The sequence below is a fragment of the Microbacterium sp. nov. GSS16 genome (genome assembly GCF_028198145.1).
In the GTDB taxonomy this organism is placed as follows: domain Bacteria; phylum Actinomycetota; class Actinomycetes; order Actinomycetales; family Microbacteriaceae; genus Microbacterium.
Map to the genome: position 1 here is coordinate 2,763,925 of NZ_CP116338.1, position 23,791 is coordinate 2,787,715.

Here is a 23,791-nt window from a genome sequence, read left to right on the forward strand (position 1 = left end):
GTCATGCGCTCACCGCCGGGACGGTGTGGATGTGGCAGGGCGAGACCCGCACCTGGGTGTCGGCGCAGTGCGCCTCGACCTGTGCGGTGAAGCTGCTGGCGGCCATTCCGCGGCCCGCGGCGACGACCCGCTGCAGGAACGCGGTGCGCGCCTCGTCGCCGAGCGTGTGCTGATGCGCGACGCGGTACTGCGCCTTGCCGACAGTCTTCGAGACGACCACCAGCCGGGCGCCGCTGAGCGATTCCGCCGGTGCTCCTTCGATCAGCCCCTGCTGCACCGCGATCTGGTAGGCGGCGAGCTGCGCGTGCTCGCGCACGTTCGCCTCGGTGTCGGGCTCGTACTTCCCGGTCTTCAGATCCACCACGACGACTCGCTCGCCCTCTCCGCTCATCCGCTCCCACTTCTGCCCGCGGGCCGCGTCGTGCTCGCCCGCCCCGGCGGGGTACACCTCGACCCGGTCGATGACACCGCTCACCAGCGCCAGCGGCGTCGACTGTCGGGGGCCCGCACTCGTGTCCGCGACGTGGGCGGGTGCGCTCACCGCGGCGCCGGCGGCGCCGGCGCCGGCGGCGCCGGTGTCGGCGGCGCCGAGTACGGCGCCGGTCTCCAGATCGACCGAGAACCGGAACGGCGCCTCCGCGCCGACCACCCGACCGCCGTCCCTCGACACCTCGCCCAGATACGAGCGCAGCCGCTCGACGTACAGATCGGCGCGGCGGCGCTCCTTCCGACCGATCCACGCCGTCTCGAAATCCAACTCCGGCCAGTGCTCGTCGATGATGGCCCGCATCGCCTCAGGGTCGCCGTCGGGCACCTTCTCCATCACCTCGTGCACGATCGTGCCGATCCCCGCCGAGGGAGGCATGACGCTGTCACCGCCGAGCGATGACACCACCCAGTTCAGCCCGCACTCCTCGAAGGCCTCCAGGCGCGAGGGCGACACCCGCACGGGGGCCGCCTGCAGATCGCGCAGCGGCGCCGCGCTCGAGGTCTCGGTGACCCCGTACCAGTCGTCGACGTGCGCGCCGGGCACGCCCTCTTCGGCGAGGATCCGCAGCTGTCCGGCCGCGAAGGCACGCTCGGCCGAATCGGTCGAGGTCGTCAGGGTGCGCCGGTGCCGCGCGACGAGCCCGCGCAGCGTCAGCGGGTGCGCGAAGCGCACCTCGTCCTCCTCAGCGGGCGGCGGGGACGGCAGGAACGAGAAGAAGGGGCTCGGCGACATGTCGTCGTCGTCCACCGCCGTCACGACGAGCCGAGTGCGGGCACGCGAGACGGCACGCACGAACAGCCGCAGCTCGTCGTGCAGCGCCGCTCTGCGGCGATCGAGCACGCCGGGCACGGTCTCAGACTCACCGGATCGCGCGGCGGAGACGGCCTCGTCCAGCCGCCAGGTCTCGAGCATTCCGCCGCGCAGGCGGACGTTCGGCCAGATGCCGTCCTGCACGCCGGCGACCACGACCGCCTCGAATTCCGCGCCGAGCGCGGTCGCCGGTGTCAGCAGGGTCACGAGGCCGGGCCGGTCGGGGGTGGAGAGGGTGTCTTCGGGCACCTCGCTGTCGAGGATGTCGCGGATGAACAGCGCCGGCTTCTCCTGCGGCGAGCGCTCGACGAACCGCTTCGCGGCGTCGAAGAGCGCCACCAGGCTGTCGAGCGAGCGGGAGATCTCCGCGCCTCCCGCCTGATCCGCCGCCGCGCGCCACGCGGCCTGCAGCGAGCCGCCGCCGATCGAGCGCGCACGGTCCCACACGAGCCACAGCAGCTCGTGGATCGTGCGACCCGCCGTGCCCTCGTCGTGCAGCATCCGCAGCGTCTCGGCGAATCGCTGCGCGATCCTCGCCTCCGGCGCGTCGACCCGGTCGAAGAGATGCGGGAACTGCATCGCCTCCCTGAGCAGCTCACGCGCCGGTGTCGACCCGCCCTGCTCGAGCTCGACGTGGCGCAGGCGCGCTCGCAGCCGGCGCAGGCCGACGGCGTCGAGGCCTCCGAACGGCGAGGTGAGCGTCTCGGCGAGCACGTCCGAGGCCCGCTCCTGCGGCGGCAGCAGTCCGAGCCGTACGATCTCGACGATCTCGCGCACGATCGCCTCGCTGCCCAGCGGACGCGGCACGCCTGCCGCTCTGGTCGGCACCTCGCGGGCGGCCAGCTCGGCCTCGAGCATGACGATCTGGCGCGTGTCGTGCGCGATGACGGCGAGGCGGCTCCACGGGATCCCGTCGCTGAGATGCCAGTCGCGCAGTACGCCCGCGATGCGGTCGACCTCCTCGTGCGGTGACGGCGCGATCAGCGTGCGCACACCCGCGCCGTCGGTCTCGTCGGGCGGGCGGCGGTGGTCGACCCGACCGGCGACGCCGATGGCCTGCGTGACGGTGCGGGTCAGCGCGGTCAGTGCCGGGCTCTGCCGGTGCGCGGTGTCGAGCACGTGCACGTCGCCGAGCACGCGTGCGAGCTCGGCGAACAGCTGCGGGCTGGCCCCGCGGAAGGCACCCGAGGAGATGTCGGGATCGCCGAAGGCGAGCACCGCCACGCCGCGCGAGCGCAGCGCCCTCACCAGTCGCACTCCCCCGCGCGTGAGCTCCTGCGCGTCGTCGATCAGCACGACGCGCAGCCGGGCCAGCGGTCCGAGCGCCACGGGCTCAGCGGTGCGCAGAATGGCGGTGGCCTCGGCGAGCAGCTCGGGCACATCCCGGTGAGCGACGCGCATGCCGCCCATCACGTCGCGGTACTCGGCGAGGAAGTCGTCGGCGGCGCGCCAGACCTCGCGCCCGGAGCCGGCGAGCTCACCGGGCCGGATGCCCAGCTCGGTGCACTCGGCGAGGAAGGCGCGCAGCTCGGAGCGGAATCCCTTCGAGGCGCGCACGGCCGGGCTCAGCGCGTCGGGCCAGCGACGCACGCCGTCTTCCGCGTCGCCGGCGAGCAGGTCGGCGAGGATGCGGTCCTGATCGGCGCCGGTGAGCAGCGCGGGCGGCTCGTGTCCGGCGTGCACCATGGCACCGCGGACGAGCTGGAAGGCGAACGACCCGAGCGAGCGCGCCAGCGGGCCGGGCGTCGCCTGGTCGATGAGCACGCCGATCCGGTCGCGCAGCGCCGTGGCCGCCTGACGGCTGGGGGTGAGCACGAGCACCTCATCGGCGGACATGCCCGTCGCGAGCAGATGCACGACACGGTCGATCAGCGCGGTCGTCTTGCCCGTGCCGGGGGCGCCGATGATGACGCCGGATGCGGTGGCATCCCCCTTCACGACGGCGAGCTGAGCGGCATCCGGGATCATGCTTCCACGCTATAGCGGCCCGCCGACACCGAGCGCTGCGGCCGGGCCCTGGCACGGCTGTGCGCCCAGGGCGAAATCGACGCCGACCACCGGCCCGGCGTCGGACCAGCCGGTAGAGTTGCCCGTGTTCGCCCAACCTGAGGAGATCGCGTGGAAATCCGCATCGGCATCATCAACACCGGTCGTGAGCTGAGCTTCGACACCTCCAGCACCGCTGACGAGGTGCGCGCGCAGGTGGTCTCGGCTCTCGAGCAGAACGCCAGCCACATCAGCCTCACGGATGCCAAGGGAAGCTCGTACATCGTGCCGACCGCGAACCTCGCCTACATCGAGCTGGGCACGGAGGAGTCGCGCCGCGTCGGCTTCTTCGCCTGACATGTACATCCTGCTCGCCCTGATCGCGGCGTGCTCGCTGGGCGTGGCCCTGCACTTCGTGCTGCCGCGGCGGGAGCTGCGCGGCGTCGCCGTGACGCCGGCGATCGCGACCGCCACGACCGCCGCCGCCTACACGATCATGCAGTGGGCGGGTGTCGGCGAGGGCGACGTCTGGCTCTGGGTCGTGAGCATCGCAGCCGGCATCGCGGTGGCGACGGCATCCACGCTCGTCCTGACGTCGCAGCGCACGCGCCGCGACGCCGTCGAGAAGCAGGCACTCGGCATCTGAGACGATCAGCCGCCGGATGCGGTGACCATTCCGGATGCTACGAGGCGAGCCCCATGGCATCCATCCGCCTGGCGTGCGCACCCATCAGCTCGGTGTACACCGGCTCGATCCGCTGATCGTCTGCGACGAGACGGCCGGGACGCAACGCGTCGCGGCACACCAGCAGGGTGTCGCCGACGAGGCGGCGCCCCCACATCGACAGCAGCGATCGCCATTCATCGTCGCTCTCGATCGTCTGCTGGATGATCGAGACGATCTCACCGCCACGGTCGTCCTCGCGCAGGATCGCCGCGACGCGCTCGCCGGTCTCGCCGTAGCTGCCGGCCAGCGCGAGGTAGAAGTCGTCGAGCATGCCGGCGGTGAGATACACCGCGAGCAGGGTCTCCTCCTGCCGCTCGCCGATGGTCTTGCGGCGGAACTCGTCGAGATTCTCACGGAAGGGCAGCATGACCTGCGTCGGGTCGTCGCCGAGCTCGGAGATCACCTGAACGATCCCGCGGTGCTTGTCGAGAGCGGCGCCGGCGGCGCGCGACAGCGCCTCTTTGCGCGCCAGTTCCTGGGTTCCGCGGATGCCGCGGCTGAGCGTCTCGAAGTACCCCAGCTGCAGGTAGGCCGCCTGCCCGAGGAAGCGGTTCAGCTCGGGGGCGAGCTCGGCGAAGTCGACACGGGTCGTGCCACTCGCCTCGCCGCGACTGCGCAGCTTCAGAGTGCGCCGCTGAGGCCTGCGCTTCCAGAACCAGTTGACCACGAGCCCAGACTACTGGGCGCGGGGCAGTACTCCGGTAGGCTTGTCCCGTCCTGCCATCGGAGCAGGGCCCCGCGCCTGTGGCATGCACTGAGACGGCGTGGATCCGTTACGAGGCGCCCGCGTGGCACACTCCGCGCTCGCGCCGGACAGGCAAGAGAACACTGTGACTTCATTCGCTGATCTGGGAATCGATCAGGACATCGTCGACGCGCTCGCCGCGAAGGGGATCGTCGACGCCTTCCCCATCCAGGAGCAGACCATCCCCCTGGGCCTTCCCGGCCAGGACATCATCGGTCAGGCCAAGACCGGCACCGGCAAGACGTTCGGCTTCGGCATCCCCGTGGTGCAGCGCCTCGGACAGAACCCCGAGCACGGCGTCAAGGCGCTCATCGTGGTTCCGACCCGCGAGCTGGCGGTGCAGGTGTACGAGGACATCGACCTGCTCACGTCCAACCGCTCCACCAGCGTGGTCGCCATCTACGGCGGCAAGGCCTACGAGGGTCAGATCGACCAGCTGAAGGCCGGCGCGCAGATCGTGGTCGGCACCCCCGGCCGCCTCATCGACCTGGCCAACCAGCGCCTGCTCGACCTCTCGAACGCGACCGAGGTCGTGCTCGACGAGGCCGACAAGATGCTCGACCTCGGCTTCCTCGCCGACATCGAGAAGATCTTCTCGAAGGTGCCGCCGGTGCGCCACACCCAGCTGTTCTCGGCCACCATGCCCGGCCCGATCGTCGCGCTCGCGCGTCGGTTCATGTCGAACCCCATCCACATCCGCGCCAACGATCCCGACGAGGGGCTCACCCAGGCGAACATCAAGCACATCGTCTACCGGGCGCACTCGCTCGACAAGGACGAGATCATCGCCCGCATCCTGCAGGCCGAGGGCCGCGGCAAGACGGTCATCTTCACGCGCACCAAGCGCGCCGCGCAGAAGCTCGTCGACGAGCTCGGCGACCGCGGCTTCAACGTCGGCGGCGTGCACGGAGACATGGGCCAGGAGCAGCGCGAGCGCTCGATGGCCGCGTTCAAGGCCGGAAAGAGGGACGTGCTGGTCGCGACCGACGTCGCCGCGCGCGGCATCGACGTCGACGACGTCACGCACGTCATCAACCACACCATTCCCGACGAGGAGAAGACCTACCTGCACCGCGCCGGCCGCACCGGCCGCGCCGCCAAGACGGGCATCGCGGTCACGTTCGTCGACTGGGAGGACCTGCACAAGTGGGCCCTGATCAACCGTGCGCTCGAGTTCGGTCAGCCCGAACCCGTCGAGACGTACTCGTCGAGCCCGCACCTGTTCACCGACCTCGACATCCCCGAGGGCACCAAGGGACGTCTGGTCACGGCCCCGAAGGCCGAGAAGCCGGCATCCGAGCGTCGCCAGCGTCAGCCGCAGAAGGCGGCGGATGCCGCAGCCGAGGGCACCGATGACGGCACGACCAAGCGGCGCCGGCGCCGTCGTCGCGGTTCCGGCGGCGACAAGGTGGGGTCGACCTTCGCCGAGGGCGTCGAGGGCGCCGAGCAGCACGCATCCGGTTCGTCCTCCGCCGCAGAACGCGAAGCCGACGGCGCGGGCACGCACGACGGCGACGCCACCACCGAGCACCGTGACGGCAAGCCCGCCCCGCAGCGCCGGCGCCGTCGCCGCCGCAGCGGCGGAGCGGCTCCCAGCGGCGCCTGACGCATCAGCTCATCGAGGCCTCTCCTGCTCGGCAGGAGGGGCCTCGACCACGTTCCGGCGGGATGCGCCTGCTCCGGATGCCCGCGACGGGCGCTTCTCGGGAGCCTGCGGCATCAGGGTGTGCGTGGCGCGGTGCCGGTGGCCCGCTCGACGATGCGCGCGACCATCTCGTCGGCCGTGGTGTTCTCTCCGGGGCGATTGGGCTTCCCGCCGCCGTGGTAGTCGCTGGATCCTGTGACGATGAGGTCGTGGCGGGCGGCGATGTCGCGCAGCAGCCGCTTGCCGTCTGCGGTGTTCTCCCTGTGGTCGACCTCGAAGCCGGCGAGCCCCTCGCCGATCAGCCGCTCGATGTACGACAGGGGCATCATGCGGTCGCGCCCCGCGGTCACGGGATGCGCGATCACCGCCACTCCCCCGGCGCTGGTGATCAGGCGCACCGCCGTCAGCGGGTCCGGAGCGTAGTGCGGCTCGTAGTAGCCCTCGCGCGGATGCAGGATGCCGTCGAACGCCTCCGTGCGATCGCGGACGATGCCACGGGCCACGAGCGCATCGGCGATATGCGGACGCCCCACCGTGGCATCCGGAGTCGTCTGCGCCAGCACGTCGTCCCAGCCGAGGTCGTAGTCGCGGCCGATGCTGCGCACGATGCGCTCCGCCCGCCCGACCCGGTCGCTGCGAATGCGGTCGGTCTCGGCCACGAGATCGGGGTCATCGGGATCGAAGAGATAGCCGAGCACGTGGACGCTGCGCCACTCGTGCTTGGCCGAGAACTCCATGCCGGGCACAAACGTCATGCCGAGCGAGACGGCGGCATCACCCGCCTCCCGCCAGCCGGTCGTGCGGTCGTGGTCGGTGAGGGCGGCGGTGCGGATGCCGTGGGCGTGCGCCTGACGCATCACCTCGGCGGGCGGCTCGGTGCCGTCGGAGTGGTTGGAGTGCATGTGCAGGTCGCTCGGTCCCCGGAAGCGGGCGGAGGGGCCTGTGGTCATCCTCCGAGGGTACCGCCAGCGGCGGCTCAGCCGTCTCCTCTAGGCTTTCGGGCGATGCTACGACTCGTCGGAATCCTCCTCACCGTGCTGTTCGCCATCGCGACGGCGATTCTGGTGTGGCCGCAGTTCTTCCACCTCGAGCTGACCTTCCCGATCACCCAGATCATCGCCTCCAGGGCAGCGCTCGGCGCCGCGTTCCTGGGCGTCGCGCTGGTCTCCGCGCTGCTGCTCTTCGCGCGGCCGATGCGCGGCTTCGCGGCCTCGATCCTCATCCTGTCGCTGATCGGAGCAGGATCCATCGGCGTGATCGGCGCCATGCGCGGATACGGCTCCGACTCCCTGCCGCAGAAGACCGATGAGGCGGTGCGCGTGCTGTCGTGGAACACGGCGGGTGCGGCAGTGTCGGCCGAGACGATCGCGGGGGTGATCACCGATCGGCAGATCGACTTCGTGGCGCTGCCCGAGACGTCTGAAGAGGTCGGCGAGCAGATCGCCATCATGATGCGCGACGCGGGCCGTCCGATGTGGGTGCACCATGTCAACATCCATCCCGACGTGCCCGACGGCCCGCAGGCCTGGCAGACGACGATCCTGATCTCGGCCGATCTCGGGGCGTACTCGGTGATCGACTCGTCGCGAGACGGCTCGAGCAACACCGGGTCCGTGCCGAGTGCGGTGGCGATGCCGGTCGACGGCACCGGTCCGACCATCGTCGCCGTGCACGCCGTGGCCCCCCGAGAAGACGCCATGTCGCAGTGGCGATCGGATCTGGAGTGGATCGCCGACCAGTGCCCGGAGGGCGAGTTCATCCTCGCCGGCGACTTCAACGCGACCCTCGATCACATGGCGTCGTTCGGCTCGGAGGGCGGCACCATGGGCCGCTGCGTGGATGCCGCGGCCAGCACCGGCAACGGCATGATCGGCACATGGCCCGCTGACCTCCCGCGCCTGGCCGGCGCTCCGATCGACCACATCATGTCGAGCCCGGAGTGGAAGGCCACCGGAACCCTCGTGCTCGAGGAGTCGGGCGGCAGCGACCACCGGGCGGTCATCGCACAGCTGGAGCGGGCCGGCCGGTAGCGGGCATCGTGTCCGCGACGGGTGAGAGGATGGATGCATGACCAGCGCAGACACCGACGCCGCCGTCGAGACCCCCGCCGAGACTGTCGCAGCGGAGAAGAACCCCCGCAAGCAGCCGTTCCCCCGAGGATTCCTCGACACCATCTCGACCGGGTGGGCCGATCGCCCCGAGTCCATGCCCGCCGCACGCGCCCAGGCGCCGTACGCCGCCGCTCGCCGCGCCAAGGTGTCGGCGGCCTTCCCCGGCAAGCGCCTCGTCGTGCCGGCCGGATCGTTCAAGCAGCGCAGCAACGACACCGACTACCCGTTCCGCGCGCACTCGGCCTTCGTGCATCTGACCGGATGGGCGAACGAGTCCGAGCCCGATTCGCTGCTCGTCTTCGAGCCGACCGAGAACGGCCACGACATCACCCTCTACTTCCGCGAGCGCGCCGACCGCACCACCAGCGAGTTCTACTCGGATGCCACGATCGGCGAGTTCTGGATCGGGCCGCGCCCGTCGCTCGCCGGCGTCGCCGCCGACCTCGACGTCGCGACCGCTCACGTCGACTCCTTCGTCGCCGGAGACGATGACCTCGTCGTCGACGCCGACGAGGAGCTCACCCGCTTCGTCTCCGAGCTGCGTCTCGTGAAGGACGAGTTCGAGGTCGCCGAGATGCGCCACGCGGTGGCCGTCACGGCATCCGGATTCGACGACATCATCCGCGACTTCGACCGCGCCGTGGCCCACCCTCGCGGGGAGCGGATCGTCGAGGGCGTGTTCCACCAGCGCGCCCGCAGCGACGGGCACTGGGAGGGCTACGACACCATCGCCGCATCGGGCCACCACGCGTGCTACCTGCACTGGACGCGCAACGACGGCGCGGTGGTGCCGGGAGACCTGATCCTCATCGACGCCGGCGTCGAGGTCGACAGCCAGTACACCGCCGACATCACCCGCACCCTGCCGGTGAACGGAACCTTCTCAGAGGTGCAGCGCCGCGTGTACGAGGTCGTGCTCGAGGCCGCGGACGCCGCATTCGCCGCGGCGAAGCCGGGCGTGAAGTTCCGCAGCGTGCACGAAGCCGCGATGGAGGTCATCGCCACGCGCACCGCCGAATGGGGCGTGCTGCCTGTGTCGGCCGAAGAGGCTCTCGACGCCGACAAGGGCGGCCAGCACCGTCGGTACATGGTGCACGGCACCTCGCACCACCTCGGCATCGACGTGCACGACTGCGCACAGGCGCGGCGGGAGATGTACTACGACGGCGTGCTCGAAGAGGGCATGGTCTTCACGATCGAGCCGGGCCTGTACTTCCAGATCGACGATCTCACCGTGCCCGAAGAGCTGCGAGGCATCGGTGTGCGCATCGAGGACGACATCCTGATGACGGCCGACGGTGCCGTGAACCTCTCGGCTGACATCCCCCGCACGACGGACGACGTCGAGGCGTGGATCGCGCGGCTGAAGGGCTGAGCGAGGCCATCCGTCGACGACGGCGAGAACTCGCGGACCTCTCGATCAGCCGCGAGTTCTCTCCCGACGCGAGAGTTGCGTCGCGCGCGTCGAGATTCGACGATCACGGTGCGGGGAGAAGGGCGCCGCAGGTGCGGAGCGCATTCCGCAATGAGTCGTAACCCGCGCAATGGTGCGTGCGGATGTGGTTATTGAGCCCGTTCGCCACCTCCCACCATCCGCCTTTCGTTACCGTTTAGTGATTTCTCGAGCTGGTTCCCGGCCCGTATTTTTGTTCGAATGTCTGTGGCCACGCTCACAATGGAGTCATGGCCCTCTTCACCGACATCGACGCCCAGGTCGCTGCGCTGCGCGATCTGTTCGGCGACGATGTGACTCCGGAGGACCTGCCGGTTCGGATGTCGGCCTTCGGGACGACCGAGTTGGTCGACACGGTGACTGCTGTGGCCACACTCGTGCGCGGCGTCGAACGGATCGGCATCGTCGCGGCCGGTATCGCCGCCAAACGCTCCCGTCGCGACGCCGGTCAGGACGGGCTCGCGCAAGAACTGGGACACCGCACACCGGCCGCCATGCTGCAGGACATCACCGGAGTCAGCAGCACCGAGGCGCAACGGCAGGTGCGCCTCGGCCTTTCCGTGCTCGAGGCTGATCCGTCCCAACCCGGTGGAGATGCCGAGCGGGATTCGTCGACGCAGTCACGAGATCTGACGGATGTCTCGACAACCGAGACACCGCGACTGCCGTGGCACGCGCCGCTGTCGGCCGCTCTGCTGCGCGGCGCCCTCTCCCCCGCACAGCACGACGCCATTCAGCGCGGGCTGGGCCACCCTGTGGATGAAGAACACGACACTCACGCGGCGTGGAGCGCGGCGGCGGAGCAGCTGATCGCCGACGCCACCGCCCGCACCGTGGAGGAGTTGCGTATCCAGTCCAGGGCGATCCGCGACCAGCTCGATCCGGACGGTGCGGAGCGCCGATTCGCCGAGCGCTATGAGCGCCGCGCATTCCGACTCTGGACCGACGCGGACGGCGTGGAACGGGGTCGCATCGATTTCGAGGACGACGGTGCCGCGTGGGTGCGAGCTATCCGCGATGCGGCGCTGCGGCCGCGACGCGGAGGGCCCCGATTCATCGACTCCGCAGAGGTGCGCCGAGGACAGGACCTCGTCGACGATCCTCGTACCAACGATCAGCTCAGCTACGACCTGCTGTTCGATCTGCTGCGCGCCGGGGCGCTCGCCGACGCGACTGCTGTCTTCGGCACCCGGCAGGCGGCCGTTCGCGTCGTACGGGTGATCGACTCCGCCGGGCAGCCGATCAGCGCCCGCACGGAAGACTTCAACCACTCGCTGCCGCAGTCGGCCGTCGACCACCGCATCTGCGAGAGCGGAACTGTGCCGGTCGATGTCGACCCGACCGGCGATCCGCTCAACGTCGGGCGAGAGCACCGCCTCTTCACACCGAAGCAGCGCATCGCTCTGGCGATCAGAGATGGCGGATGCCGCTGGCGAGGTTGCGATCGCGCGGCTTCGTACGGCGAAGCCCACCACATCGACGAGTGGCACCGCGATGGTGGTCGTACCGATATCGACCGCGGAATCCTGCTCTGCAGACACCACCATATGCAGCTGCATCACGGCGGCTGGCGGATCACACGTGACGGCCGGGATGACTTCCTCCTCCACCCGCCGGGACGCCGACCAGCCGTGCCGCTTCCTCCTCGCGCAGCGCTGACAGCTGCCTGGGCCGGCATCGACCCGCCCCCGAAGCGGTTCAGACCCGCGGCCTGAGGATGCGTCCTCAGCGGTCCATGATCTCCTCCCGGCGGGGGTGGCATCAGTGACGGCTCGGCGCGCGTCCGATGCACTCAGCGCAACCTGGACCCATCCGGTACCCTCGGCGCACTAAGTGGGACCGCGACGTGCTTAGCGCAAACCCGACCTACTCAAAGCGCCTCGACGCACTCGCGCAACCTCGACGCACTCGCGCAACTTCGACGCACTCGGCTCAACCTCGACGCATCCAGCACTGTCCGGCGCGACTACGCGTCAGTGGCGCTCGACCTCGTCGATGAACGCCACCACCAACGGCGCCAGACCCGCGCCGACGACGTCAGCCGTCCGCTTGACGCCCTTGACCTCGAACGAGTGCCCACCACCGTCGATCCACGTGATCCGGGCATCCCGACACGACGCCACAGCCCCCTCCAGCTGCGACAGCGGCTGCACGAACGGGTCGTTCGTGCCCTCCACGAACAGCTGGGGCGCATGCACGGCGGGCAGATGCTCGACCCTCGGCTTCTCCGGCCTGCCGGGCGGATGCAGCGGGTACCCGAGGTACACGAGCCCATCCACGTCGAGACCGTCCGCGACAGCCATCGACGCCATCCTGCCGCCGTACGACTTGCCGCACGCCCAGATCCCGGCCTCGGGGCGCTCGGAACGGATCGACGCCACCACGGCTCGCCAGGTGAGCACGGCGTGCGCGGCGGGGCCGGGCATCCGCCGACCCGCCTCCACGTAGGGGAAGTTGAATCTCAGAGTCGTGAACCCCGCGTCACGCAGCGCCGCGGCGAATCCGACCAGGAAGGGATGATCCATGCCCGCACCGGCGCCGTGCGCGATCGCGATGACACCGCGCGACTCGCCATCCGGCTCCTCCCACGCCGTCGTCACCGACGCTGCGCCGGACGGCAGATCCACCGCTACGGACATCAGACGCTCCGCGCGAACGGAAGGCGAACGACCTCACCGCGCCGCGCGCGCCGCAGCGCGAACAGCACGACCACGAGGTGCACGACGCACACGAGCACGTACAGCAGCAGCGGGATGGCGTGCGGCAGAAAGCCGGGTGCAGGAGCGCTCGACTGCGTCATCCGCACGAGCCCCAAGCTCAACTGCACGAGCAGCAGCGCCGTCGACACGATCAGGAAGAGCCGCCCCCACGAGCGCGCGAGAGCCCCGTTCCTCTTCGCCAGCGGACCCTGTCGCGACAGCGACCCGTAGGCCGCGATCATTCCACCGCCGGCTCCCAGAGATCCGAGGAACGGGACCGGAAGCAACACGAGCAGCCCCAGCGCCCACGCCGAAGCGCCCGTCGCCTGGCCACTCGAACCCGTCATCGCGGGTCGGTCGGATTCGACAGGTCGCTGCCGACTCCGGGCTTCGGCGCCGCGGGGATGCCCGGAGCCGGATCAGCCGGGCTGGCGGGTCCGTCGATGCCGGGCTCCGCCCCAGGGAGGGGCGGCTTCGGAGGAACGACCGGCCCGCCGGTCGAGCCGGGAGCAGGGTCGGATCCGGGAGCAGGGTCGGATCCGGGAGCAGGGTCGGATCCGGGAGCAGGGTCGGATCCGGGAGCAGGGTCGGATCCGGGAGCAGAGCCCGGACCGGGAGCAGAGCCCGGACCAGGAGCGGGGTCGGACCCGGGAACGGGGTCGATGCCCGGAGCAGGAGAAGAACCAGAGGCGGGATCCGAACCCGGCGCAGGAGACGCACCGGGCGCCGGATCTGAACCAGGGGCGGGATCCGAACCCGGCGCAGGAGACGCACCAGGCGCAGGATCAGCGACGGGAGCAGGATCAGCGACAGGCTGCGGCGACGGAGACATCGGTCCACGCGGAGCAGCGGAATCGGTCTGCCCCGTCGGCGGAACGCGCTCGCCGTACCGCGGCGGCTCGCTGAGGTCGACCGGCGGACGAACCGTCTGCGGCCGCTCGGGTCCCACGACGCCTCGCGCCTTCGTCAGCGACGCCGGCTGCACCCGCACCTCGTAGTGGTCGGCGAGCATCTGCATCATGCTCGCGAAGTCGCGACGACGGCGCACGATCGAGTACGTCACCAGGCTCATGATCATGCCCAGCGCCACACCGATGAGCAGAAAGCCGAGGAAGAGCGAGATCGGGGCATCCGGGGTGCCGAACAGCATCACAGCCGACAGCAGCAGACCGATCAGCACGCCGTTGGTCGCGCCCGACCGCGCGGCGGCCGCGTATCCGAGCTTGCCGGTCACGCGCTCGACCGTGCGCACACCCTCGCCGACGATGGCGATGTCACGCGCGGGCACCTCGCCCGCGATCAGCTTCGAGACGATCTTCTGGGCGGCCTCGTAGTCCTTCGTCGAGGCGATCACCTCGCCGAGATCGGTGCCTTTTCCCGGTCGATTCAGCATGCTCATCCGGCCATTGTCCCATCGACCCCTATGCGCCGTCACCCGCCCGGCCCACAGCGGCCCCGCGGACTACGCTTGACGCGTGAGCACACAACGGGTCTTCGTCGCACGTCTGGCAGGATGCGCCGTCTTCGACCCCGTGGGCGATCGACTCGGCAAGGTGCGCGACGTCGTCATCGTGTACCGCAAGACGGCCTCCCCGCGCGTGATCGGGCTCGTCATCGAGATCCCCGGACGCCGGCACGTGTTCCTCTCGATAGGCCGGGTGACGTCGATCCGAGCGGGTCAGGTCATCAGCACCGGTCTGATCAACGTGCGCCGCTTCCAGCCGCGCCCCGGCGAGGTGCGCGTCGTCGCCGAGTTCCTCGGCCGCCGGGTCAGCCTCGTCGACGGCGGAACCACGGCCGTCGTAGAGGACGTCGCGATCGAGCAGGATCGCCACGGCGAATGGGGCATCACCCAGCTGTTCCTGCGCAAGGCGAAGACGAGCGCATCGCCCTTCGCCAAGGGGCCGACCACATTCGCGGCATGGAACGAGGTCGCCGAGCTGCGAGAGCCGGGAGAAGCCCAGTCCGCCGAGCAGCTCGTCGCCACCTACTCCGAGCTGCACGCCGCCGACCTCGCCACCACCCTGCTCGACCTCCCGCAGGAGCGCCGCATCGAGGTCGCCGAGGAGCTGCCCGACGAGCGGCTCGCCGACGCGCTCGAGGAGATGCCCGAAGACGACCAGGTCGGCATCCTCGATCGGCTGGGCGACGAACGCGCCGCCGACGTGCTCGACGAGATGGAGCCCGACGACGCGGCCGACCTGCTCGCCCAGCTGCCCCCGGAACGACTCGAGCACCTGCTCACCCTGATGGACCCGGAGGAGGCGGAGGACGTCAGGAATCTGCTGCGCTACGGCGCCGACACCGCCGGCGGTCTGATGACCCCCGAGCCGATCATCCTGTCGGCCGACGCGACCGTCGCCGAGGCGCTGGCGCTCATCCGACGCCACGAGCTGCACCCGGCCTTGGCCGCGGCCGTGTTCGTCACGCTGCCGCCCTTCGAGACGCCGACGGGGCGGCTGCTCGGCGTCGTGCACTTCCAGAAGATGCTGCGCTATCCCCCGCACGAGCGGCTCGGGGCGATCCTCGACGAGTCCGTCGAGCCCGTCGCCGTCACCGCCTCGGCGGCCGAGGTCGCGCGCATGCTCGCCAGCTACGACCTCGTCTCGCTGCCCGTGATCGACAGCGCGCATCGTCTGGTGGGCGCGATCAGCGTCGACGACGTGCTCGACTACCTGCTGCCCGATGACTGGCGAACCCACGACGCCGACGAGCCGACGGCGGGCGCCCGATGATGGCGCGCACCTCGCGCACCGCGCGCCTCGACACCCCTGGCACCCGCGGGGTCACCCGCACACAGACGCCCTCGCGCGACCGGTTCGGCCGCTTCACCGAGTGGGTCGCCCGCGCGATGGGCACCCCGACCTTCCTCACGATCCTCACGCTCTTCTGCGCGCTCTGGATCGGATACACGATGCTGGCGGAGCAGAACGGGTGGTGGCGTTTCGACTCAGCCGCCCTCGGCTTCACCGCACTCACGCTGATCCTTTCGCTGCAGGCCTCGTACGCCGCACCGCTCATCCTGCTCGCGCAGAACCGACAGGACGACCGCGACCGCGTGCAGATCGAGCAGGATCGTCAGCGCGCCGAGCGCAACCTCGCCGACACCGAGTACCTCGCCCGCGAGATCGTCGCCCTGCGCATGGCCCTCGAAGAGCGCTCGAACCAGCAGATCACGCGCGACGTGCTGCGGCAGGACCTGAAGGCGCTGCTCGCCGACCTGGGCGACGACGAGCGCGCGGTGGAGGGCAGCCATGACGCTCGCTGACCGCGTGCGTGCGGCGGTCGCCGCCGTCACCGACCCCGAGCTGCGACGCCCGATCGGCGACCTCGACATGGTGCGCGACATCGACGTCGACGGAACGACGGCGCGGGTCGGGATCGTGCTCACGATCGTCGGATGCCCGGCCGCCCAGCGCATCGAGCAGGACGTCAGGGATGCCGCAGCTTCCGTCCCCGGGATCGCCGACGTCACCGTCGAGGTCGGCGTGATGACCCCGGACGAGCGGCGAGCGCTCACCGAGAAGCTGCGCGACGGTCGTCCTGCCCGGCAGATGCCGTTCGGGCCGGACTCGCTGACGCGGGTGATCCTCGTCTCGAGCGGGAAGGGCGGCGTCGGCAAGTCCACCGTCACCGCGAACCTCGCCGTCGCACTAGCCCGCCAGGGGCTGCGGGTCGGACTGGTGGATGCCGACGTGCACGGCTTCTCGATCCCGGGGCTGCTCGGCATCGCGCCGGGCACTCAGCCCACCCGAATCGACGACCTGATGCTTCCGCCTGTCGCCCACGACGTGAAGACCGTGTCGATCGGCATGTTCCTGCGCGACGGCGAAGCCGTGGTCGCGTGGCGCGGACCGATGCTGCACCGCACCGTGCAGCAGTTCCTCACCGACGTGTTCTTCGGCGACCTCGACGTGCTGCTCATCGACATGCCCCCAGGCACCGGAGACATCGCGATCTCGATCGGGCAGATCCTGCCGCACGCCGAGGTGCTGGTCGTCACCACCCCGCAGCCGGCCGCGGCTGACGTCGCGATCCGCAGCGGCCTCGTAGCCAGGCAGACCGGTCAGCGGGTGATCGGCGTGATCGAGAACATGGCCGCGTTCGCCCTTCCCGACGGAACCCTGCTCGACCTGTTCGGCGCGGGCGGTGGAGCCGAGGTCGCCCGCGCGCTCAGCGCCGACGGCGATGAGGTTCCGCTGCTGGCATCCATCCCGCTCAGCCCGGCGCTGCGCCGCGGCGGCGACCAGGGCGTCCCGGTCGTGCTCGGCGAGCCCGACGACATCGCGGCGCGTGCGATCGACGACGTCGCGCAGCGGATCGCCCACCGGGGGCGAGGCCTCTCGGGCCGATCCCTTCCCCTTCGGCTCAGCTGAGCAGCGTCGGATGAGCAGCGTCGGCCGAGCAGAGTCGGCTGAGCAGCGTCGGCTGAGCAGAGTCGGCCGAGCAGAGTCGGCTGAGCAGCGTCGGATGAACGAAGGTCAGGTGGCCTCGACATCGAACGGCGGCGGAGTCTGTCGGGAGAAGTACGTCCTCGTCATCCGCGGCCGCACCGGGGCGACCGGGTCGGTCGCGACGGCGGTGGTCGTCGAGACCGGCTTCGCCTCGAACTCCGGCTCTTCGAACAGCGCGTCGCGGATGATCCGTCGCGGGTCGTACTGGCGCGGGTCCAGCTTGCGCCAGTCGACCTCGTCGATCTCCGGACCCAGCTCATCACGCATCCTGCTCTTGGTGTCGCGGAGGTACTCCCCCGCGCGGCGCACGAACTTGGCAAACGACTCCGCGGCCTTCGGCAGACGCTCGGGGCCGATGATGATGACAGCGACAAGCCCGATCAGCAGCAGCTTGTCGAAGGTCAACCCCAGTTCCATCCCCCCAGGCTACCCGCCGCGCCTCACCGCGTGATCCGCCCCGCCCGCTTACGCTGGTGACCACAAGCTTTTCCGAGGAGAGACCCCATGAGCGAGCACGACGCGAACGCCCGATTCGCGCGAGAGACCATCGTGGAGCCCGCCGCGATCGCACGCGCGCGCGCCCACGCCCTGGAGCTCGGAGCCGCCCCGATCAGCGCCGCCGTGGGAGCGCAGTGCGCGGTGCTGGCCGCCGCGAGCGCCGCCCGGTCGGTCCTCGAGATCGGCACCGGCGCCGGAGTCTCCGGCCTGTGGCTGCTGCGCGGAGCACCGCAGGCGGTGCTCACGACCATCGACAACGAGCGCGAGCATCTCGCCGCCGCTCGCCAGGCGTTCGCCGACGCCCGGGTGCCCGCCGCCCGCGGTCGCTTCATCACCGGCCGCGCGTCCGACGTGCTGCCGCGCATGAACGAGGGCGCCTACGACATCGTCTTCATCGACGCCGACCCCGAGAACGTCATCGAGTACGTCGAGCACGGCCTGCGCCTCGTGCGCACCGGCGGGCTGGTTCTCGTGCCGCGGGTGCTGCAGGGCGGCCGCGTGGCCGACCCCGTGCAGCGCGACGCGGTCACCAGCGCGTACCGTTCGCTGGTGCAGGAGACGCAGGAGTCGCAGGCGGTGCTGGCCGCCCTCTCCACCGTCGGCGAGGGGCTGCTGCAGCTCGCCCGCATCGCCGAGTAGCACGCGAGCAGATCCCGGAACACGGCCCGGACGACTCGGCCCGGACGACAGAGGGGCGGTGGATCCGTAGATCCACCGCCCCTCTCATCGGGAGGTCAGGCGCTCACGACGGCGCCCAGCACGTCGTGAAGCTCCTTCGCCTCTGCGTCGTTCACGGAGACGACCAGACGGCCGCCGCCCTCGAGCGGCACCCGCACGATGATGAGTCGCCCCTCCTTCACGGCCTCCATCGGTCCGTCGCCGGTCCTCGGCTTCATCGCTGCCATCGTGGCACCCTTTCCCTCGGTGGTATGGGTCAAGTTTATCGGTAGCCTCCGCCTTCGGTGTTACGCGCGTCACATCCGCGTCACGGGATCTGCCAGTACGTCTGCGCCGAGCCGTACATCGCGAGGATCCAGGCCCACTGCAGCAGCAGGCAGAGCAGCAGCATCCCCCACCGGTACACGCGGGAGCGGGGCACCGCGAGTGCTCCGGCGAGCGGCGTCAGCGGGAAGAGCAGGCGGAAGGTGCTCGACTGCGGGAAGAACACGGCCAGCAGGTACAGCAGGTAGCTCGCGCTCCACAGCCGGATGTCGAGGCCGAGCCGCCGCACGCTGCGCGCGCGCAGCAGGGCGTACCCGGCGCCGGTCACCAGAACCGCAAGGATCATCCAGCCCGCCCAGGCGGGCATCCCCCACTGCCCGGCCCAGAACTCGGCACCGCGAACGAAGCCCTCGAACGGGACGAAATCCGCAGACGGGTCCGTCAACCAGTTGCGGCGCCACGACAGCTCGGTCTTCAGATACGCGCCCGGGTCGCCGGTGACGAGCCCGGCGATCACCTGCCACGCGAAGCCGACCGCCGTCGTGAGCACGCCGAGCGCGACGATGTGCGCGACGTCCTTCGCCGGCAGCGGATGCCGCTCGCGCGACACCCATCGCGAGATGCCGTGCAGCCCGAGGAACAGGGCGAAAGCCAGCACTCCCGGCCGGGTGAAGCCCATCACCGGGACCACGAGGTACAGCCACCCGTATCGACGACGCGAGACCAGATCGAGCGCCACGAGCAGCAGCAGCACGAACAGGCTCTCGGCGTAGCCCACCTGGAACAGGGCGGCGAGCGGCCCGCTCGCGAAGAATGCCACCGCCCACAGCGCCGCCGCGGCGCCGACCCGGACGCGCAGCAGGCGGAACAGGGCGAGACAGGCCAGATAGCCGGACGTGAACGACACCAGCACGGCCCCCGCCACCCAGTCGCCGAACCCGGCGACCCGCGCGAGATGGGCGTACACCGGCATGAACGCCCAGGCGTTCTCGAGCACCTGGCCGGCCTCGTTCACCGGCAGCGCCGTCGGGTAGCCGAAAGTCGCGACCGTCCAGTACCACTGGGCGTCCCAGCCCGCCGCGTAATCACCCAGCGTGGGCGTCGCGCCGAAGCGGGATGCCGGGCTCGAGCCGGCCGCGGCGAGCGCAAAGTACCCCGTCGTCACCAGCCGGGACAGCAGGTAGATGACCGCGATGCGAGCCGGAACCGGCGTGCGCACCCATCCGCGCAGCACGCTGGTCAGCGGGCGGTGAGCCACGCGCGCAGTCCGCGTTCGACATCCTCGATCTGCGCGACGGGCACGCGCTCCTCGTCGTGGTGCGCGAGATGCGGATCGCCCGGACCGTAGTTCACGGCGGGAACCCCCATAGCCGAGAAGCGCGCGACATCGGTCCAGCCGTACTTGGCGTGCGCCTCTCCCCCGACCGCGGCGAGGAACTGCTGCGCGATCGGCGCGTCCAGTCCCGGACGAGCGCCCCCGGCCGCATCGAGGATCTCGACCTCGAACCCCGCGAACACGGCACGCACGTGAGCCTCGGCGTCGGCGACGCTCTTGCTCGGCGCGAAGCGGTAGTTGACCTCGACCTCGCACAGGTCGGGGATGACGTTACCGGCGACGCCGCCGCGGATGCTGACCGCGTTGAGACCCTCGCGGTAGCCCAGCCCCTCGACCGCGATCTCCCGAGCGCGGTATTCCGCCAGCCGCGCGAGGATCGGAGCCGCCGCGTGGATGGCGTTCTCGCCGATCCACGAGCGTGCGCTGTGCGCACGCACGCCGCGCACGCGCACGACCGCGCGGAGCGTGCCGTTGCAGCCGCCCTCGACGCGCCCGTCGGAGGGCTCGCCCAGGATGGCGAAGTCGGCGGCGAACAGGTCGGGGCGCGCCTCGGCGAGCAGGTGGAGACCGTTCAGCGAAGCGTCGACCTCCTCGTTGTCGTACCACATCCATGTGATGTCGACCGAGGGGTCGGTGAGCTCGGCTGCCAGCTTGAGCTGCACCGCCACGCCGGCCTTCATGTCGACCGTGCCGCGCCCCCACAGGTACCCCTCGCCGTCGATCTCGACGGCGCGGGTGGGCACGTTGCCGTTGATCGGCACGGTGTCGATGTGTCCGGCGATGACCACGCGCTGCGCCCTGCCGAGATCCGTGCGGGCGACCACCGTGTTGCCATGGCGCACCACCTCGAGGTGCGAGTGAGCCCGGATCGCCGTCTCGATCTGATCGGCCAGCGGCCGCTCATCGCCGGAGACGCTGGGGATGTCGCAGATCGTGCGAGTGAGATCGAGAGAGGATGCAGTCAGGTCCAGCGCCATGCGCCCAGCCTAGCCACGCCGACATATCCCGCCGCGAATCGGCATGGCCCCGTACCGTAGAGGGATGAGCACCGCACGCACGGTCTGGGGCATCGGCCTGAGCACGATCGCATCCGACGGCACCGTCCTCGACGCCTGGTACCCCGAGCTCGGCCTCGGCGCGCAGGAGCCCGATGACGCCGCAGCCGCGGCATCCACCTGGGGCGCTTTCGCCGACGACGACGAACGCCGCGGGGTGACGATCGAGGTCGTGCAGCTCACCATCGATCTCGACGCGCCCGTGGCCTCCACGGCCGACGCCTACCTGCGTCTGCACGCCCTGTCGCACCTGCTCGTGCGCCCCAACGAGCTCAGCCTCGACGGCATCTTCGGCCACCTGCCCACCGTCGCGTGGACCAACGCCGGACCGATGCTCCCCGCGGATGCCGCCAGGCTGCGACCGGTGCTGCAGCGGCACGGCATCCAGGTGCAGGGGCTCGACAAGTTCCCCCGGCTCACCGACTACGTGCAGCCCGCAGGCGTGCGCATCGCGGACGCGTCGCGGGTTCGCCTCGGCGCCCACCTCTCCCCGGGCACCACGGTCATGCACGAGGGCTTCGTGAACTTCAACGCCGGCACCCTCGGCGCGTCGATGGTGGAGGGACGCGTCTCGCAGGGCGTGGTCGTCGGCGACGGCAGCGACATCGGCGGCGGCGCATCCATCATGGGCACGCTCTCCGGCGGTGGGCAGCACCGCGTATCGATCGGCGCGCGCACGCTGCTGGGAGCCAACGCGGGAATCGGCATCTCGCTGGGCGACGACTGCATCGTCGAAGCCGGGCTCTATCTGACGGCAGGCACCAAGGTCGTCATCGTCGATGCGCAGGCCCCGGCAGACGGCCAGCGCACAGCGATCAAGGCCGTTGAGCTCTCGGGCCGCAGCGGGCTGCTGTTCCGTCGCAACTCGCTGAGCGGCGCCGTGGAGGTCGTGCAGCGCTCGGGTCACGGGGTGACGCTGAACGAGATGCTGCACGCCTGACGACGGTGCGCGCTGAGGCCCGCGGTCGCGGCTGCTGTCGGGTGCTCACGATGCGCCCTCAGGCTTGCGGTCGCGGCTGCTGTTAGGCTTGAGTCGACGCCCCTCGCGAAGCGAGACGTCTGCGTCGTCGATACCCCTCCGCACCGGCACCCGGTCGCGGTCACTCGAGCGGCGAAACGATGCGCGATCCCGCGCCGTCGCCCACTTCCGCAGCCACGCTGCGCCTTCCCGGAGATACTCCTATGCCTTCCTTCCTCGATCTCGGCGTGCCCGCCGCGCTGGCTGACGTTCTGACCGCCGACGGCAAGACCGAGCCGTTCGCCATCCAGCGCGACACCCTTCCCGATTCCCTCGCGGGCCGCGACCTGCTCGGCCGTGGGCGCACCGGCAGCGGCAAGACCATCGCCTTCGCCCTGCCGCTGGTGGCCCGTCTCGCCTCGTCCGGCACGCGCCGCCAGCCCGGCCGCCCCCGCGGTCTCGTGCTCGCGCCGACCCGCGAGCTCGCCACCCAGATCGCCGCGACCATCAAGCCGCTCGCCGAGGCCGTCGGCATGCGCGTCACCACCGTGTTCGGCGGCGTCTCGCAGCGCCCGCAGGAGCAGGCGATGCGCAGTGGCGTCGACATCGTCGTCGCCTGCCCCGGCCGCCTCGAAGACCTCATGAAGCAGGGCGTCGTCTCGCTCGGCGGCGTCGAGGTCGCCGTGCTCGACGAGGCCGACCACATGGCCGACCTCGGCTTCCTGCCCGGCGTCACCCGCATCCTCGCGGCCACCCCGGCCGGCGGGCAGCGTCTGCTGTTCAGTGCGACCCTCGACCGCGGCATCGACGCACTCGCGAAGCGGTTCCTCAGCAATCCGGTCAGCCACGAGGTCGACGAGGCCAGCGTGCCCGTCGGCGAGATGACCCACCGCGTGCTCATCGCCTCCGACGCGGATGCCAAGAAGAAGCTCGTAGAGGACCTGGCGTCCGGCCTCGGCCGTCGCATCCTCTTCACCCGCACGAAGCACCACGCCAAGAAGCTGGCCAAGCAGCTGACCTCGGCGGGCATCCCGTCGGTCGACCTGCACGGCAACCTCGGTCAGAACGCACGCGAGCGCAACCTCGCCGCGTTCGGCGCCGACCCCGCGAACGGCGGCGTGCGTGTGCTCGTCGCGACCGACGTCGCCGCGCGCGGCGTGCACGTCGATGACGTCGAGCTGGTCGTGCACGTCGACCCGCCCGTCGAGCACAAGGCGTATCTGCACCGCTCGGGCCGCACCGCCCGGGCCGGCGCTGCGGGCACGGTCGTCACGCTGATGCTGCCCGAGCAGCGCCGCGACGTGAAGGACATCCTGCGCAAGGCGCAGATCACGGTGGGCCTGGAGGACGTGACTCCCGCGATCGTCGACGAGCTGGTCGGCGAGCGCGCACCGAAGATCAAGACCGTCCCGGTCACTCAGCAGCAGAACAAGCCGAAGGCGAAGCCTGCGCAGCAGTCGGCCGGCCAGTCCGGCGCACGCTCCGGCTCCGGCCGTCGTCGCTCCGGTCGCGCCGGCGACACGGCCCAGCGCACGGATGTCGGCCGCGAGCGCGCACGCTCGCACGCCCAGAGCAGCCAGCCGCGCTACTCCACCCAGACCGGATCACCCGCGGGCCAGCAGCGCCAGGGCGACCACGGCGCCGCTCGCCCCTCGACGGGTCAGCAGCACGGCGCGGGACGCGCCCACACCGGCTCGCGCCGCGCCAGCCGGCCGCAGGGACGCTGACGTACAGATCCCCGACTGCGTACTCAGAGCGGCCGTCACATGAGGCGTTCCGCATCCGGCATCCGGCATCCGGCATCCGGCATCCGACATCCGACATCCGGCACAGCCTCGCCACCGTCGAGGCACGGCGCCGATACCACCTCGGCACAGCGCTG

At 70.7% G+C, this 23,791-nt stretch carries 22 protein-coding genes; 12 read left to right on the top strand and 10 right to left on the bottom strand.

What is annotated here, in order from left to right; translation table 11 throughout:
* Position 1: 1 nt before the first annotated feature.
* Positions 2-3,268 carry an ATP-dependent helicase gene (locus PGB26_RS13135; RefSeq protein WP_271638098.1) on the bottom strand — a complete coding sequence of 1,089 codons (3,267 nt, stop codon included), beginning with the start codon at positions 3,266-3,268 and terminating at the stop codon, positions 2-4.
* A 150-nt stretch (positions 3,269-3,418) separates the two neighbouring features.
* On the opposite strand from PGB26_RS13135, the gene PGB26_RS13140 reads away from it, so the two are divergent.
* On the top strand, positions 3,419-3,643 hold the full coding sequence (locus tag PGB26_RS13140; RefSeq protein ID WP_271638099.1) for a DUF3107 domain-containing protein: 225 nt from the start codon (positions 3,419-3,421) through the stop codon (positions 3,641-3,643).
* Position 3,644: 1 nt separating this feature from the next.
* Entirely contained in the window at positions 3,645-3,932 is a 288-nt protein-coding gene (locus tag PGB26_RS13145) for a hypothetical protein (RefSeq protein ID WP_271638100.1), read from the top strand.
* 37 nt (positions 3,933-3,969) lie between these two features.
* Here PGB26_RS13145 and PGB26_RS13150 read toward each other — a convergent pair whose 3' ends face one another.
* Positions 3,970-4,680, bottom strand: coding sequence for a ferritin-like fold-containing protein (locus PGB26_RS13150; RefSeq protein ID WP_271638101.1), 711 nt, complete (start codon positions 4,678-4,680; stop codon positions 3,970-3,972).
* A gap of 163 nt (positions 4,681-4,843) precedes the next feature.
* Between PGB26_RS13150 and PGB26_RS13155 the strand changes: the two genes are divergently transcribed.
* Positions 4,844-6,364, top strand: coding sequence for a DEAD/DEAH box helicase (locus PGB26_RS13155; protein WP_271638103.1), 1,521 nt, complete (start codon positions 4,844-4,846; stop codon positions 6,362-6,364).
* A gap of 113 nt (positions 6,365-6,477) precedes the next feature.
* Here the strand turns inward: PGB26_RS13155 and PGB26_RS13160 are convergent, their stop codons facing one another.
* Entirely contained in the window at positions 6,478-7,353 is an 876-nt protein-coding gene (locus tag PGB26_RS13160) for a PHP domain-containing protein (protein ID WP_271638104.1), read from the bottom strand.
* Positions 7,354-7,407: 54 nt separating this feature from the next.
* Here PGB26_RS13160 and PGB26_RS13165 point away from each other — a divergent pair, with 54 nt between their 5' ends.
* The 3 genes from PGB26_RS13165 (at position 7,408) to PGB26_RS13175 (ending at position 11,682) form a co-directional block, all read left to right on the top strand.
* On the top strand, positions 7,408-8,433 hold the full coding sequence (locus PGB26_RS13165; protein ID WP_271638105.1) for an endonuclease/exonuclease/phosphatase family protein: 1,026 nt from the start codon (positions 7,408-7,410) through the stop codon (positions 8,431-8,433).
* A 37-nt stretch (positions 8,434-8,470) separates the two neighbouring features.
* Positions 8,471-9,889, top strand: a complete 1,419-nt coding sequence (locus PGB26_RS13170; RefSeq protein ID WP_271638106.1) for an aminopeptidase P family protein — start codon at positions 8,471-8,473, stop codon at positions 9,887-9,889.
* Between the two features lie 308 nt (positions 9,890-10,197).
* On the top strand, positions 10,198-11,682 hold the full coding sequence (locus PGB26_RS13175; protein WP_271638108.1) for an HNH endonuclease signature motif containing protein: 1,485 nt from the start codon (positions 10,198-10,200) through the stop codon (positions 11,680-11,682).
* 258 nt (positions 11,683-11,940) lie between these two features.
* On the opposite strand, the gene PGB26_RS13180 is transcribed toward PGB26_RS13175, so the two are convergent.
* From PGB26_RS13180 to PGB26_RS13190, 3 genes are read right to left on the bottom strand one after another with little or no spacing between them, the layout of a single operon-like run.
* Entirely contained in the window at positions 11,941-12,606 is a 666-nt protein-coding gene (locus PGB26_RS13180; RefSeq protein ID WP_271638109.1) for an alpha/beta hydrolase family protein, read from the bottom strand.
* Positions 12,606-13,013, bottom strand: a complete 408-nt coding sequence (locus PGB26_RS13185) for a hypothetical protein (protein WP_271638110.1) — start codon at positions 13,011-13,013, stop codon at positions 12,606-12,608. Before PGB26_RS13185 ends, PGB26_RS13180 begins: the two co-directional genes overlap by 1 nt.
* The gene (locus PGB26_RS13190) at positions 13,010-14,065 is read right to left on the bottom strand and encodes a general stress protein (RefSeq protein ID WP_271638112.1); all 1,056 of its coding nucleotides are present in this window, start codon (positions 14,063-14,065) and stop codon (positions 13,010-13,012) included. Before PGB26_RS13190 ends, PGB26_RS13185 begins: the two co-directional genes overlap by 4 nt.
* 76 nt (positions 14,066-14,141) lie before the next feature.
* On the opposite strand from PGB26_RS13190, the gene PGB26_RS13195 reads away from it, so the two are divergent.
* Genes PGB26_RS13195 through PGB26_RS13205 form a run of 3 tightly spaced genes read left to right on the top strand, consistent with a single transcriptional unit; the run spans position 14,142 to position 17,042 of the window.
* Positions 14,142-15,401, top strand: coding sequence for a magnesium transporter (locus PGB26_RS13195; protein WP_271638114.1), 1,260 nt, complete (start codon positions 14,142-14,144; stop codon positions 15,399-15,401).
* The gene (locus PGB26_RS13200; RefSeq protein WP_271639681.1) at positions 15,401-15,934 is read left to right on the top strand and encodes a DUF1003 domain-containing protein; all 534 of its coding nucleotides are present in this window, start codon (positions 15,401-15,403) and stop codon (positions 15,932-15,934) included. Before PGB26_RS13195 ends, PGB26_RS13200 begins: the two co-directional genes overlap by 1 nt.
* A complete protein-coding gene (locus PGB26_RS13205) occupies positions 15,921-17,042 on the top strand; it encodes an Mrp/NBP35 family ATP-binding protein (protein WP_271638115.1) in 1,122 nt (373 codons plus the stop codon). Before PGB26_RS13200 ends, PGB26_RS13205 begins: the two co-directional genes overlap by 14 nt.
* A gap of 105 nt (positions 17,043-17,147) precedes the next feature.
* Here PGB26_RS13205 and PGB26_RS13210 read toward each other — a convergent pair whose 3' ends face one another.
* The gene (locus tag PGB26_RS13210; protein ID WP_271638116.1) at positions 17,148-17,537 is read right to left on the bottom strand and encodes a twin-arginine translocase TatA/TatE family subunit; all 390 of its coding nucleotides are present in this window, start codon (positions 17,535-17,537) and stop codon (positions 17,148-17,150) included.
* An 87-nt stretch (positions 17,538-17,624) separates the two neighbouring features.
* Here PGB26_RS13210 and PGB26_RS13215 point away from each other — a divergent pair, with 87 nt between their 5' ends.
* On the top strand, positions 17,625-18,257 hold the full coding sequence (locus PGB26_RS13215; RefSeq protein WP_271638117.1) for an O-methyltransferase: 633 nt from the start codon (positions 17,625-17,627) through the stop codon (positions 18,255-18,257).
* Between the two features lie 95 nt (positions 18,258-18,352).
* On the opposite strand, the gene PGB26_RS13220 is transcribed toward PGB26_RS13215, so the two are convergent.
* The 3 genes from PGB26_RS13220 to dapE form a co-directional block, all read right to left on the bottom strand.
* Positions 18,353-18,523: a DUF3117 domain-containing protein gene (locus PGB26_RS13220; RefSeq protein WP_071644972.1), complete on the bottom strand. Its 171-nt coding sequence runs from the start codon at positions 18,521-18,523 to the stop codon at positions 18,353-18,355.
* 80 nt (positions 18,524-18,603) lie between these two features.
* The gene (locus PGB26_RS13225) at positions 18,604-19,818 is read right to left on the bottom strand and encodes a hypothetical protein (RefSeq protein ID WP_271638118.1); all 1,215 of its coding nucleotides are present in this window, start codon (positions 19,816-19,818) and stop codon (positions 18,604-18,606) included.
* Positions 19,800-20,873, bottom strand: a complete 1,074-nt coding sequence (dapE, locus tag PGB26_RS13230) for a succinyl-diaminopimelate desuccinylase (RefSeq protein ID WP_271638119.1) — start codon at positions 20,871-20,873, stop codon at positions 19,800-19,802. Before dapE ends, PGB26_RS13225 begins: the two co-directional genes overlap by 19 nt.
* A gap of 64 nt (positions 20,874-20,937) precedes the next feature.
* Between dapE and dapD the strand changes: the two genes are divergently transcribed.
* Positions 20,938-21,891: a 2,3,4,5-tetrahydropyridine-2,6-dicarboxylate N-succinyltransferase gene (gene dapD, locus PGB26_RS13235; protein ID WP_271638121.1), complete on the top strand. Its 954-nt coding sequence runs from the start codon at positions 20,938-20,940 to the stop codon at positions 21,889-21,891.
* Between the two features lie 242 nt (positions 21,892-22,133).
* Entirely contained in the window at positions 22,134-23,636 is a 1,503-nt protein-coding gene (locus PGB26_RS13240; protein WP_271638123.1) for a DEAD/DEAH box helicase, read from the top strand.
* Positions 23,637-23,791: the final 155 nt, after the last annotated feature.